Source organism: Allobrachymonas denitrificans DSM 15123 (assembly GCF_900110225.1).
GTDB classification, from domain to species: Bacteria; Pseudomonadota; Gammaproteobacteria; order Burkholderiales; family Burkholderiaceae_C; genus Brachymonas; species Brachymonas denitrificans.
This window is the reverse complement of sequence record NZ_FOCW01000001.1, coordinates 1,375,428-1,388,550: the sequence shown is the minus strand read 5'-3', so window position 1 is coordinate 1,388,550 and position 13,123 is coordinate 1,375,428. Positions and strand designations below refer to the sequence as shown.

Here is a 13,123-nt window from a genome sequence, read left to right as displayed (position 1 = left end):
GTAGAGGCAAGACATGACCCAGGCCATTTTCTCGGCAGCCAGCCGTTCCTCGTTTCGTCACGCAACGCGCCTGCGCGTGCGCTGGTCCGAGGTGGATATGCAGAACATCGTGTTCAATGCGCACTATCTGGCCTGGTATGACACCGCCTTCAGCGATTACTGGCGCAGCCTGGGGCTGCCCTATGGCGACACCATGCAGCGCTTCGGCTGTGATGTGTATCTGAAGAAGGCGACCACCGAGTTCCACGCCAGCGCGAAGCTGGATGACATGGTGGAAGTCTGCCTGCGCTGCGAACGCATCGGCAGCAGCAGCCTGCTGTTCACGGGCGCGGTGTTCGGCGGCAACCAGTTGCTCAACAGTGCGGAGTTGCTGTACGTGTATGCCGATCCGGTGCAGCAGAAGGCCGTGCCCGTGCCGGAGCCGCTGCGCGAACTGTACGGTGCCTTCGAGGCGGGTGCCGACATGGTCAACTGCCGGACTGGCGACTGGGAAGGCTTGCGCGAACTGGCGCAAGCGGTTCGGGAGCCGGTGTTTGTGCTGGAGCAGGGCTTTGCGCCGGAAGAGGAGTACGACGATCTGGACGCAAGCGCCTTGCACGCTGTGGCATGCAACCGTATCGGCATGGCACTGGCCACGGCGCGCCTGCTGCCAACCATCGAGTTGGAAGAGCAGGGCAGCGTGCTGCGGGTAGGGCGCATCGGCCGGGTTGCGGTGCTGCAGCCCTTGCGTGGAACGGGAGCCGGTCAGCTGGTGATGCGGGCCCTGCAGGAAAGCGCACGGCTGCGGGGTGACAGCCATATCCAGCTGGGGGCACAGTTGTCGGCTGCGGGCTTCTACCGTCGCATGGGCTACCAGCCGGTGGGCCACATGTATGAGGAGTGCGGCGTCCCGCACCAGGACATGCGCCTGGCTCTGTAAATCCTCACACGGAAATCAGCACGTCGCTCTGCACTTCGGTCAGTACGCGCTTGGTCACGCTGCCCAGCAGCATCTCGGTGATGGCGCTTTCGCCGTGTTTGCCCAGCACGATCAGTTCGGCGTACTGTTCCTGTTCCTGTTCCACGATGCGCATGACCGGATCACCCTGCAGCACCAGCAGGCGGGTGCTGTCCAGCGGCAAGCCGGCTTCGTCGCGCAAGGCCTGGAGCTTCTGCGTGGCTTCCTGTCGGGCCTGGTCGCGGTAATGCGCGAAGGTGTCGTGCTCCACGCTGGCGTAACGCAGGTAGCCGGCAAACGGCACCTCGTACACATGCAGCAGCACCAGCTCCGCACCGGGGGCAATCTGTTGCGCCTGCCGGATGGCGGTGAGCGAGGCACTGGAGAAGTCCACCGGCACCAGCACGTTGCGATAGGGTTCGTGCATGGGCTGCTTCACCACCAGTACGGGGCAGGAGGCGGTATTGAGCAGGCGCTCTGCGGTGGAGCCCAGCAGCAGATGGCGCATGAAACTCTCGCCGCGCGAACCGCAGACCAGCAGATCCGCTCCCTGTGCCTGTTCGCTCAAGACCGGCAGCAGCGAACCGAATTCCACGTGGGCATGGCCCGGCAACTCGCCCAGGCGCTTGCGTAGCGCGGCGCGCAGTTCATCCAGCTTCTCGTTGGCACGCGAGGCCACCCGTTCACGCAATTCCTCCGGCCCGACGCCCATCATGTGGCGCAGCTTCTCCAGCGGCGTCAGGTCGGCCACGTGGATCACATCCAGCCGCGCATCCAGCTTGCGTGCCAGCAGGGCTGCACGCTCCACGGCGTGCCTGGCAGGAGCAGAAAGGTCGGTGGCGGCAAGAATGTGCTTGAATTCGGGCATTGTCGGAATGTCTGGCTGAATGGTGATGAAGGCCAAGCTGCTGGCATGCGCGGGAACGTCAAACGGGCAGCCGCTGCACGGCGCCGGATTTGTCACGTTCCGTCCGTATCATGACATGCTTCCATGCCCTGTTTGCCATGTCTTCGCTTTCCACTGCCCGTTCGTCCGACTCACAACCGCCTTCTGCCATGGAGGTACTGCTGGTTTTCCTGCAGCTGGGCCTGACCAGTTTTGGTGGTCCGGCAGCCCATCTGGGCTATTTCCGCGAGGCCTTGGTGGCGAAGCGGCGCTGGTTGAGCGAGCAGGCGTATGCGGACCTTGTGGCGCTTTGCCAGTTTCTGCCAGGGCCGGCCAGCAGCCAGGTAGGCATGGGCATCGGCATGATGCGTGCCGGCTATCGCGGTGCGCTGGCGGCCTGGGTGGGCTTCACGATGCCGTCTGCCATTGCGCTGGTTCTTGCTGCGCAGGGGCTGATGCACTGGGGCAGTGCGGTGCCGGCCGGCGTGCTGCACGGCCTGCATCTGGCGGCCATTGCGGTGATTCTGCAGGCGGTGTGGAGCATGGGCCAGGCCTTCTGCCGCGGCCCGGTGCAGGTCGTGTTGATGGGGCTCGTTGCGGTGGGCGTGCTGGGGTGGGGCGGCCAGTGGGCGGGGAGCGTGATTGTCATGCTGGCTCTGGCCGGTGCCGTCGGCGTATGGCTCTTGCGATCCGGCAGCACCGGAAGTGACGGCTCCCTGCAGGTGGCTGTGGGCAGCCGTGCCGCCCTGGGGTGGCTGTTGCTGTTTGTCCTCCTGCTGGTACTGAGCATGCTGCCGTGGACCCTGCAGGCTCTGGAGTTGGTAGCTGCGTTCTTCCGCACCGGCAGCCTGGTGTTCGGCGGTGGCCATGTGGTGCTGCCCTTGCTGGAAGGCGAAGTGGTGCAGCGGGGCTGGGTGGAGGCGCCGGTGTTTCTGGCCGGCTACGGGCTGGCACAGGCCGTGCCGGGGCCGCTGTTCACTTTCGCGGCGTTTCTGGGTGCCACGATGAAATTGCCGCCCACCGGCTGGACAGGGGCTGCTCTGGCGCTGGTCGCGATTTTCCTGCCGGCATTCCTGCTGGTAGCTGGTGTGCTGCCCTTCTGGGAGCGCTGGCGCCATGTGCGCTGGCTGCGCAGCGCCCTGCAGGGCATCAACGCGGCTGTGGTGGGCCTGCTGCTGGCTGCCTTGCTGCAGCAGGGTGCCGCCAGCGTGCAGCAGTGGCAGGACCCGGTGGTGGTGGGGCTGGCGCTGTGGCTGCTGATGGGGCGGCGCTGGGCTCCATGGCTGGTGGTGGCCCTGAGTGCGCTGGCCGGTGCCGTGCTGACATAAGCAAATCACCATTCCATCTGTCCATGCCGGGAACAGGGCGGGCCAAAGGCTGTAACATGCCATCTTCCCGAAGAACCGAATCCCGCAGGAGATAACACCCATGGCGCTCGATCCCAGCACCTTCAAGCCTGAAACCATTGCCGTGCACGGCGGCTACAGCTCGGAGCCCACCACGCGTGCCGCGGCGGTGCCGATCTACCAGACCACGTCCTACACTTTCGACAACACGCAGCACGGCGCCGACCTGTTCGACCTGAAGGTGGCAGGCAATATCTACACCCGCATCATGAACCCGACGCAGGACGTGCTGGAAAAGCGCGTCGCAGCCATGGAAGGCGGCATTGCCGGCCTGGCAGTGGCTTCGGGCATGTCGGCCATTACCTATGCCATCCAGACCATCGCGGAAGCTGGCGACAACATCGTCACCTCGTCCACGCTGTATGGCGGTACCTACAACCTGTTTGCCCACACGCTGCCGCAGTACGGCATCGAGGTGCGCTTTGCCGACTACCGTCAGCCCGAGCAGTTTGCCAAGCTGATCGACAGCAAGACCAAGGCCATCTTCTGCGAATCCATCGGCAACCCGCTGGGCAACGTGACGGATTTCGAGAAGCTGGCTGACATCGCCCACGCGCATGGCGTGCCGCTGATCGTGGACAACACCGTTCCCAGCCCCTACCTGTGCCGCCCGATCGAGCACGGCGCCGATATCGTGGTGCATGCCCTGACCAAGTACATCGGCGGCCACGGCACCAGCATTGGCGGCATCATCGTCGACAGTGGCAAGTTTCCCTGGGCCGAGCACAAGGAGCGCTTCAAGCGCCTGAACGAGCCGGAAGTGAGCTACCACGGCGTGGTCTATACCGAGGCCCTGGGCCCGGCCGCCTACATCGGCCGTGCACGCACCGTGCCGCTGCGCAACATGGGTGCGGCCATCAGCCCGTTCAACGCCTTCCTGATCCTGCAGGGCCTGGAAACCCTGCCGCTGCGCATGGACCGCATCGGCGAGAACTCCCGCAAGGTGGCAGAGTTCCTGCAGCAGCATCCCAAGGTCAACTGGGTCAACTACTCGGGCCTGCCGGACCACAAGGACTACCCGCTGGTGCAGAAGTACATGAAGGGCAATGCCTCCGGCATCCTGAACTTCGGCGTGAAGGGCGGCCGCGAAGCCGGTGCGCGCTTCCAGGATGCGCTGCAGCTGATTCTGCGTCTGGTTAACATCGGCGATGCCAAGACTCTGGCCACACACCCCGCCAGCACCACGCACCGCCAGCTGTCGCCGGCCGAGCTGGAAAAGGCCGGCGTGAGCGAGGACATGATCCGCCTGTCCATCGGCATCGAGCACAGCGACGACATCATTGCCGATCTGGATCAGGCGCTGGCGGCTGCCTGATAGGGAGCAGCGGGCGCTGCTGCCATTGCCGATGTCGCGTGCGGCGTGACCGCTGAAGCTCAAGCCGCATGTGGGCAATGGCGCTGATCAAAAAGAAAAAACCCCGACCGGGAAACCGGTGCGGGGTTTTTCATTCAACAGCGCGGAAGATCAGAGGGCGATCTTCGTGATCTTGGAGCCTTGCAGCGACACGCCTGCTTCCAGGCCGGCATTGTTCAGCACGAAGGCCACCACCGGTTGTTGCAGGGTGCGCGTATCGACAGTACCGTTGGCACCGATCTGCGCCACCGCGACAGTGGCATCCACGCCTGCCGTCCAGCCGTTGCTGGCACGGAACTTGTCAAGCGCGTCCTGGGTGGTGAAGACGTAGTACACCGCCTTGGACTGTGCGCCCGCCTGCAGGCCGATGGAGGCAGCCGTGGTGCTGTAGTAATCCAGTGTCTTGCCATCCACGCGCAGCGCGCCGCGGCCATACTCCGCACCCACAATGAAGGAGCCGCCCACCACAGCCGGGAACACCAGCACGCCCTTGGAGCGTGCCACCAGTTCACGCGAGCCCGGAACGGTGTTGTACAGACGGTTCAGCGCGGCATCCACCTGGGCATCCACCGAGGCGCGCGTGTTCGACGGAACAGTCGGGGTGGCGGCACTGGTCGACGGCGTGGTCGTGCAGGCGGAAAGGCCCAGAACGCCGGCTGCAATGGCGCCAGCCAGCCCGATGGTGCGGAAGGAAGCGGGGAAAGTCATCGTGTTCTCCTGTAGCAAAACGTGGAGTCCACTCTAACGGCAGCGCGGGGCTGGCCATGTCGGACAAGGGCGCTTTCGGCTGCAGGCCGGCAGTGGCATGGCCGGCATGCCCCCGCTGGATGCTGTTTCTGTCAGGCCTCAGTTTGCCTGCCTCTGCATCGCACGTTCCACTTCGTTCGCCAGGTCGATCACGGCCTTGGCGTAATAGCTGCTGTTGTTGTAGCGCGTGATGACGTAGAAGTTGTCGGTGCCTGCGTAGTAGGTGGCGGGCGCGTAACCGTTTTCCAGCTCGATCAGCGCCAGCTTGTGCCTGAAGCCTGCCGGAAGACCGACCGGCATGGCACCCAGTTCGCCAAACTGTTCCGGCGTGAAGGTGGGCGTGATGTCCGGGGCCAGCAGCGTGGCGAGCTGCAGTCGGCTCTGGTCGAAGTTGACGTCGTACACGGGCTCCAGTCCGCTCACCCAGCCGTACTGCTTGAAGTAGTGGGCCACCGAGCCCACCACATCGGTAGGGCTGTCGAACAGGTCGATGTGCCCGTCGCGGTCGAAGTCGACGGCATGCTTCACCCAGCTCGACGGCATGAACTGGGGCAGACCCATGGCACCGGCGTAGCTGCCGCGCAGCGTGAGCGGATCATCGCGGTTCTGCCAGGTGAGCTGCAGGTAGTGCTCCAGCTCGCTGCGGAAGAAGGCATTGCGCTGCTCGGCGCGCGGGTGAGCCTGCGGGAAGTCGAAGCTCAGCGTGGACAGCGTGTCGATGACGCGCATGTTGCCCACGTTGCGGCCGTAGATGGTTTCCACGCCCACGATGCCGACGATGTACTTGGCCGGCACGCCATATTCACGCTCGGCCTTCTGCAGTTGCGTGGCGTTCTCGTTCCAGAACTGCACGCCGGCGCGGATGCGCGTGTTGTCGATAAAGCGGCTGCGGTACACGCGCCAGCTGCGGCGCACCCCCTTGCCCGAGGGCAGGATCAGGCGCGGCACGCTGGGCAGGAAATCGGCATTGCCGATGGCATTGCGCACATAGGTTTCCGGCAGGCCGAGGCGGCGGGCCATGTCCGGTACCTGCGCCATCACGTCGGCACGCTGGGCATAGCTGCCGTTGAGGGCGATCGGGGCAGGCGCGGCGCCCGGGCGTGGTACGGGTGCAGGCGCAGTGTCGGCCGGCTTGGGCGGCGTGCCGCAGCCGGCCAGTGCCAGGGCAGAGGCTCCGGCCAGCGCGCCGAGGAGGCGCAGGCGCTGGCGTTCGGGGGCAGGAGATAGAGGAGTATGCAAGTCAGGAATCATGGGGCTGGAGCGTGGATAGGCGTACGATGAAGGAGGCATGCTGAAGGCCGGGCGGGACAGTCTAACGGATCGTCTTCCGGGCACGGCTTGGCGTGCCGGAATGCGCCCTGCACCGTAGTGTGCAGGGGGTAGGGGATGGTTTGCGCCCCACGCAACAATCCATTACACTTTGTAATCATAATAATTGACACTCTGGAGACAAAAAGAATGGGCGCCACTGGCTACTACATTCATTCGGACTGCAAGCTGCACAACATGGGCGCAGGCCATCCCGAATGCCCCGAACGCATCGATGCGATTGAAGACCGCCTGCTCATTACCGGCGTGGCCGACGCGCTGGATCGCCGCACCCCTGGCGAGGCCAACCTGGCCGAGATCAAGCTGGCACACCGTCGTCTGCACATCGCCGCCATCCGCGGCATGAGCGACTGGCTGGAAGAGGACGACGTTGCCGCGGGCTCCTCCCAGCACTTTTCGCTCGACACCGACACGTCCATGAACAGCAAGACCTACCGCGCCGCGCTGCTGGCCGCAGGCGCAGCGGTGGAAGCCACGGATGCCGTGCTGGCCGGCGAACTCGAGAACGCCTTCTGCTGCGTGCGTCCGCCCGGACACCATGCCTGCGGCAACCGCGCCATGGGCTTCTGCTTCTTCAACAACGTGGCCATCGCTGCCAAGTACGCCGTGGCGCGCCATGGTCTGGAGCGTGTCGCCATCATCGACTTTGACGTGCACCACGGCAACGGCACCGAAGACATCGTGGCCGGCGATGAACGCATCCTGATGCTGAGCTACTTCCAGCATCCGTTCTACCCCGAAGACTGGCCGCTGCGCCACGATGACAACCTGGTCAACGTGCCGGTGCCGGCCTACACCAAGGGCATGGACATTCGCGAACTGGTTGATGCCATGTGGATTCCGCGTCTGGACGAATTCAAGCCCCAGTTGATCTTCATCAGCGCCGGCTTCGACGCTCACCGCGAGGACGACATGGGCCAGCTCGGTCTGGTCGAGGCCGACTACCAGTGGATGACGCAGCGCATCAAGGATGTCGCCAAGCGCCACTGCGAAGGCCGCATCGTGAGCTGTCTCGAGGGCGGCTACAACCTCAGCTCGCTGGCACGCAGCGTCGAGGCGCACCTGCGCGTTCTGGCCGACGTCTGAGTCCCGCCAGCATGCTGCAAATCAGGCCGGGCTTGTCCCGGCTTTTTTGCGTCTGTACCCCTCAGCAGGGAAGGGCGCCTGTGCCAGAATGTCCGTTTGCCGACGGACTGGAAAGGACACAATGGGCATCACGAGCCTGAATTTTGATGACTGGATCGAATGGTATGGCACCATTTCGCGCCCCGAGACGCTGATGCAGTTGGGTGCCATCGCGCTGGCCGGTGTGCTGGCGCTGCTGCTTACCCATGTCGGCCGCAGGCTGTTCCTGGGCAAGGCCAGCGAGGAAGACCGTCATCTTTCCGTGATTTTCGGGCGCCGCGACTTCGACGGCGTACTGTTCCCCGCGCTGTGGCTGCTGCTGGCCAATGTTGCACCCTATGTGCTGGATGTCCCGCTGCGCTATTCGCTGTTTCGCGTGGCACTGCCGGTGCTGGTGGCACTGGTCCTGATCCGCCTTGGCGCCAAGATCCTGCGTGCCGCCTTCCACGAAGCCCGCTGGGTGCGCACGCTCGAGCGGCGCGGTTCCTGGATGATCTGGCTGGGCATGGTGCTCTGGGTCAGCGGCATTCTGCCGGTGTTTCTGGAGCAGCTGGAGGGAATCAGCTTCAAGCTGGGCAGCAGCCAGTTCGATGCACGCTCGCTGCTCGAAGGCGCGCTGATGGTCGGCGTGACGCTGCTGCTGGCCTTGTGGCTCTCTGCGCTGGTAGAGCGTCAGCTCATGCGCAATGCGACTGGCAGCAGGCTGTCGCTGCGCAAGATCCTGAGCAACGTGCTGCGCGCGATCCTGATGATCGTGGGTGTCATCGTCTCGCTGTCGATTGCCGGCATCGACCTGACTGCGCTGTCGGTGTTCAGCGGTGCGCTTGGCGTCGGCATTGGCCTGGGCCTGCAGAAGCTGGCTGCCAACTATGTCAGCGGCTTCGTCATCCTGGCAGAACGCAGCATCCGCATTGGTGACACGGTCAAGGTGGACGGTTTCGAGGGCCGTATCTCGGACATCACTGCGCGCTATACGCTGATCCGTTCGCTGACCGGCGTCGAAGCCATTCTGCCGAACGAGGCTCTGGTCACGCAGCGCGTGGAGAACAACTCGCTGGCAGACCGTCAGGTGTGGCTGTCCACGGCCGTGGCAGTGGCCTATGACAGCGACGTGGATCTGGTGCAGCGCCTGCTGGTCGAAGCTGCGCTTGGGCAACCCCGTGTGTTGCGCGAGCCGCAACCGTCAGCGAACCTGGAGAACTTTGGTGCCGACGGGCTGGAATTCCGCCTCGGTTTCTGGATCCGCGATCCTGAAAACGGCTCCGGCCTGCTGCGCTCGGAGATCAACAAGCAGATCCTGCAGTCGCTGCGCACGCACGGCATCGACATTCCGTTCCCGCAACGGGTGGTACATCACCTGGGTCCGGAAGGTGGCCCGGCGGCGGCCGCATCGGGCCATGCGGGGACGCTTCAGCCGCATGCAGCACAATAGGGGGCCGGTTGCACGCAGACGCGGGCCGGAACCTTGTATACTAATGAAAAGCACGATCGTTCTATTTTCTCTGATACAAGTCGCGGAAATTCAACGTAAAATGCTTGTTAGTTGACGTATACGTCAATGGATATAACGCGATAAGATGCTCATGTCTTGCACACGAGTTTTCGAAAATATCAACACACCCCTCAGGAGATAACTTCATGAAAGCATTGGTCGCTGTCAAGCGCGTGGTGGATTACAACGTCAAGGTCCGCGTCAAGTCGGACAACACCGGCGTGGACATTGCTAACGTCAAGATGAGCATGAACCCCTTTGACGAAATCGCCGTGGAAGAAGCGGTGCGCCTGAAGGAAAAGGGTGTTGTGACTGAAGTGGTCGCCGTGTCCTGCGGCCCCACCCAGTGCCAGGAAACCCTGCGCACGGCCATGGCCATCGGTGCCGATCGCGGCATTCTGGTCGAAACCGGCGAAGAGCTGCAGCCGCTGGCTGTCGCCAAGCTGCTTAAGGCCGTGCAGGACAAGGAACAGGCCCAGCTGATCATCCTGGGCAAGCAGGCCATCGACGACGATGCCAACCAGACCGGCCAGATGCTGGCTGCCCTGGCTGACCTGCCCCAGGTGGCATTCGCCAGCAAGGTGGAAATCGCCGACGGCAAGGCAACCGTGACCCGCGAAGTCGACGGCGGCCTGGAAACCCTGAACGTGAGCCTGCCGGCTGTGGTCACTGCCGACCTGCGCCTGAACGAGCCGCGCTACGTCACGCTGCCCAACATCATGAAGGCCAAGAAAAAGCCGATCGACACCCTGAAGCCTGAAGAGCTGGGTGTCGACGTGGCTCCGCGCCTGAAGACCGTGAAGGTGTCCGAGCCTGCTGCACGCAGCGCCGGCATCAAGGTGCCCGATGTGGCTACGCTGGTGGACAAGCTGAAGAACACCGCCAAAGTCCTCTAAACACCACAACAAGATTCCAGGAGATACCCCATGACCGCACTCGTGATTGCTGAACACGACAACGCTTCCATCAAGGCCGCCACCCTCAACACCGTGACTGCTGCTGCCCAGTGCGGCGGCGACGTGCACGTGCTGGTGGCAGGCAGCAACGCTGCTGCCGCTGCACAGGCTGCTGCCCAGATCGCTGGCGTCAGCAAGGTGCTGCACGCCGACGGTGACTCCGTGGCCAACGGCCTGGCCGAAAACCTGGCTGCCCAGGTGCTGGCCGTGGCTGGCAACTACAGCCACATCCTGTTCCCGGCTACCGCTTCCGGCAAGAACGTCGCTCCGCGCGTTGCTGCCAAGCTGGACGTGGCCCAGATCAGCGAAATCACCAAGGTCGAAAGCGCCGACACCTTCGAGCGTCCGATCTACGCCGGCAACGCCATGGCCACCGTGCAGAGCACCGATGCCACCAAGGTCATCACCGTGCGTGCCACCGGCTTTGACGCCGCTGCTGCCACCGGCGGCAGCGCTGCTGTCGAGAGCGTGGCTGCCGTGGCTGATTCCGGCAAGTCCAGCTTCGTCGGCCGCGAAATGACCAAGTCCGATCGCCCCGACCTGACCGCCGCCAAGATCATCGTGGCCGGTGGCCGTGCGCTGGGCAGCGAAGAGCAGTTCCAGTCCGTGCTGACCCCGCTGGCAGACAAGCTGAACGCCGCCATCGGTGCCAGCCGCGCTGCCGTGGACGCCGGCTACGCTCCCAACGATCTGCAGGTCGGCCAGACCGGCAAGATCGTGGCGCCCGAGCTGTACATCGCCTGCGGCATTTCCGGTGCCATCCAGCACCTGGCAGGCATGAAGGACAGCAAGGTGATCGTGGCCATCAACAAGGATCCGGAAGCCCCGATCTTTGCCGTGGCAGATTACGCACTGGAAGCCGACCTGTTCAACGCCGTTCCGGAGCTTGTCAAAGCCCTATAATATCGGCGTAGTACACTACGACCAAGCAGCCGTTCTTCTGCCGTAAAGCAGCTGGACGGCTGTTGCATTTCAGCGGTCCTCGTAAACCCGCATAACTATTTCAACAACTCAAGGAGTTCCTGATGAGCTTTATCGCACCCGTGCAAGACATGCTGTTCGACATGCAATATCTGGCAGATCTGGACAAGCTGGCACAGGACGTGCCCGCTTACGCAGATGCCGGTATGGAAACCGCGCAGGCCGTTCTGCAGGAAGCCGCCAACCTGGTGCAGGACGTGATCGCTCCGATCAACTTCCAGGGCGACAAGAATCCCTCCACCTGGAAGGATGGCGTGGTGACTGCCGCAGCCGGCTTCAAGGAAGCCTACAAGCAGTACGTGGAAGGCGGCTGGCAAGGCCTGCAGCATCCCGGCCAGTACGGCGGCCAGGACCTGCCCAAGACCATCGGCGCTGCCGTAGGCGAAATGTGCAACGCGGCCAACATCAGCTTCGCGCTGTGCCCCATGTTGACCGACGGCGCCATCGAAGCCCTGCTGACGGCCGGTTCCGACGAGCTGAAGGACAAGTACCTGCCCAAGCTGGTTTCCGGCGAGTGGACCGGTACCATGAACCTGACCGAGCCCCAGGCCGGTTCCGACCTGGCCGCCGTGCGCAGCCGTGCCGAGCCCGTGGGCGACGGCAGCTACAAGGTGTTCGGTACCAAGATCTTCATCACCTGGGGTGAGCATGACATGGCCGACAACATCATCCACCTGGTGCTGGCCCGCGTGGCCGGTGCTCCGGAGGGTGTGAAGGGCATCAGCCTGTTCGTCGTGCCGAAGTTCATGGTGAATGCCGATGGCAGCATTGGCGACCGCAACGACGTGCAGTGCGTGAGCATCGAGCACAAGCTGGGCATCAAGGGCAGCGCCACCTGCGTGCTGCAATTCGGTGACAACGGCGGTGCCAACGGCTACTTGGTCGGCGAAGAGAACCGTGGTCTGGAATACATGTTCATCATGATGAACGCTGCGCGCTACGCTGTGGGTGTGCAGGGTATCGCCGTGACCGAGCGTGCCTACCAGCACGCCGTCAACTACGCCCGCGAGCGCGTGCAGAGCCGTCCGGTGGATGGTTCCGTCAAGGCTCCGGTGGCCATCATCAACCACCCGGACATCAAGCGCATGCTGCTGACCATGCGCGCTACTGCCGAAGGCACGCGCGCCATGGCCATCTACGCCGCTTCGCTGTATGACATCGAGCACAACCACCCCGATGCCACCATCGCTGCCGACAGCCAGGCCATGTACGAATTCATGGTGCCGCTGATCAAGGGCTACAGCACCGAAACCAGCCTGGAAACCACCAGCCTGGGCGTGCAGGTGCACGGTGGCATGGGCTTCATCGAGGAAACCGGTGCTGCCCAGTACTACCGCGATGCCAAGATCCTGACGATCTACGAAGGTACGACTGCCATCCAGGCCAACGACCTGGTCGGCCGCAAGACCGTGCGTGACGGCGGCGCCGTTGCCAAGAAGATCGCCGGCATGATCGAGCAGACCGAAGGCCAGCTGGCCCAGAGCGGTTCCGAAGCAGCCAAGGCCATGCTGGAGTCCCTGACGGCCGCCCGCAAGTCCTTCCTGGAAGTGGTGGATTTCGTGGTCAACAACACCAAGTCCGACCCGAACGCCGTGTTTGCCGGTTCCGTGCCTTACCTGATGCTGGCTGGCAACCTGGTGTCCGGCTGGCAGATGGCCCGTGCGCTGCTGATCTCCGAGCAGAAGCTGGCTGAAGGTGGCAACGACGACTACGGTCCGGCTTTCTACCAGAACAAGATCCAGACGGCGCGTTTCTACGCCGACCAGATCCTGAGCCGCGTGCCTGCAGTGGGCTACAGCATCCTGAAGGGCCACGGCGCTACCAACGCGTTCAACGTCGACGCGTTCTGATGCTGAATCCGGCATGCTTTCGGGCGTGCCGGTTCTGATCGGACCATGAAAAACCGGCTT

General features: G+C 63.6%; 11 protein-coding genes. 8 read left to right on the top strand and 3 right to left on the bottom strand.

From position 1 onward, the window contains the following. Positions 1 to 13: 13 nt before the first annotated feature. Positions 14 to 919, top strand: coding sequence for a YbgC/FadM family acyl-CoA thioesterase (locus tag BMW28_RS06380; protein WP_091815199.1), 906 nt, complete (start codon positions 14 to 16; stop codon positions 917 to 919). 4 nt (positions 920 to 923) lie between these two features. Here the strand turns inward: BMW28_RS06380 and BMW28_RS06375 are convergent, their stop codons facing one another. Then, on the bottom strand, positions 924 to 1,805 hold the full coding sequence (locus BMW28_RS06375) for a universal stress protein (protein WP_091815196.1): 882 nt from the start codon (positions 1,803 to 1,805) through the stop codon (positions 924 to 926). 188 nt (positions 1,806 to 1,993) lie between these two features. On the opposite strand from BMW28_RS06375, the gene chrA reads away from it, so the two are divergent. Further along, complete coding sequence (chrA, locus tag BMW28_RS06370; protein ID WP_234970004.1) at positions 1,994 to 3,151, top strand: chromate efflux transporter; 1,158 nt, start codon at positions 1,994 to 1,996, stop codon at positions 3,149 to 3,151. 100 nt (positions 3,152 to 3,251) lie between these two features. After that, on the top strand, positions 3,252 to 4,544 hold the full coding sequence (locus BMW28_RS06365) for an O-acetylhomoserine aminocarboxypropyltransferase/cysteine synthase family protein (protein ID WP_091815193.1): 1,293 nt from the start codon (positions 3,252 to 3,254) through the stop codon (positions 4,542 to 4,544). 150 nt (positions 4,545 to 4,694) lie between these two features. On the opposite strand, the gene BMW28_RS06360 is transcribed toward BMW28_RS06365, so the two are convergent. Together BMW28_RS06360 and mltB are read right to left on the bottom strand one after the other, a co-directional pair. Next, positions 4,695 to 5,291, bottom strand: a complete 597-nt coding sequence (locus BMW28_RS06360; RefSeq protein WP_091815192.1) for a BPSL1445 family SYLF domain-containing lipoprotein — start codon at positions 5,289 to 5,291, stop codon at positions 4,695 to 4,697. A 138-nt stretch (positions 5,292 to 5,429) separates the two neighbouring features. Beyond that, on the bottom strand, positions 5,430 to 6,569 hold the full coding sequence (mltB, locus tag BMW28_RS06355) for a lytic murein transglycosylase B (protein WP_234970002.1): 1,140 nt from the start codon (positions 6,567 to 6,569) through the stop codon (positions 5,430 to 5,432). A 219-nt stretch (positions 6,570 to 6,788) separates the two neighbouring features. On the opposite strand from mltB, the gene BMW28_RS06350 reads away from it, so the two are divergent. The 5 genes from BMW28_RS06350 to BMW28_RS06330 all read left to right on the top strand — a co-directional run bounded on the left by BMW28_RS06350 (position 6,789) and on the right by BMW28_RS06330 (position 13,063). After that, positions 6,789 to 7,745 (top strand): histone deacetylase family protein, encoded by a 957-nt coding sequence (locus tag BMW28_RS06350; RefSeq protein WP_091815187.1) that lies wholly within the window; start codon positions 6,789 to 6,791, stop codon positions 7,743 to 7,745. Between the two features lie 121 nt (positions 7,746 to 7,866). Next, positions 7,867 to 9,216 (top strand): mechanosensitive ion channel family protein, encoded by a 1,350-nt coding sequence (locus BMW28_RS06345; protein ID WP_091815184.1) that lies wholly within the window; start codon positions 7,867 to 7,869, stop codon positions 9,214 to 9,216. A gap of 206 nt (positions 9,217 to 9,422) precedes the next feature. Continuing rightward, positions 9,423 to 10,172: an electron transfer flavoprotein subunit beta/FixA family protein gene (locus BMW28_RS06340; protein WP_091815182.1), complete on the top strand. Its 750-nt coding sequence runs from the start codon at positions 9,423 to 9,425 to the stop codon at positions 10,170 to 10,172. A gap of 30 nt (positions 10,173 to 10,202) precedes the next feature. Next, complete coding sequence (locus BMW28_RS06335) at positions 10,203 to 11,135, top strand: electron transfer flavoprotein subunit alpha/FixB family protein (RefSeq protein WP_091815179.1); 933 nt, start codon at positions 10,203 to 10,205, stop codon at positions 11,133 to 11,135. A 122-nt stretch (positions 11,136 to 11,257) separates the two neighbouring features. Then, positions 11,258 to 13,063: an acyl-CoA dehydrogenase gene (locus BMW28_RS06330; protein WP_091815177.1), complete on the top strand. Its 1,806-nt coding sequence runs from the start codon at positions 11,258 to 11,260 to the stop codon at positions 13,061 to 13,063. The last annotated feature ends 60 nt before the right edge of the window (positions 13,064 to 13,123 follow it).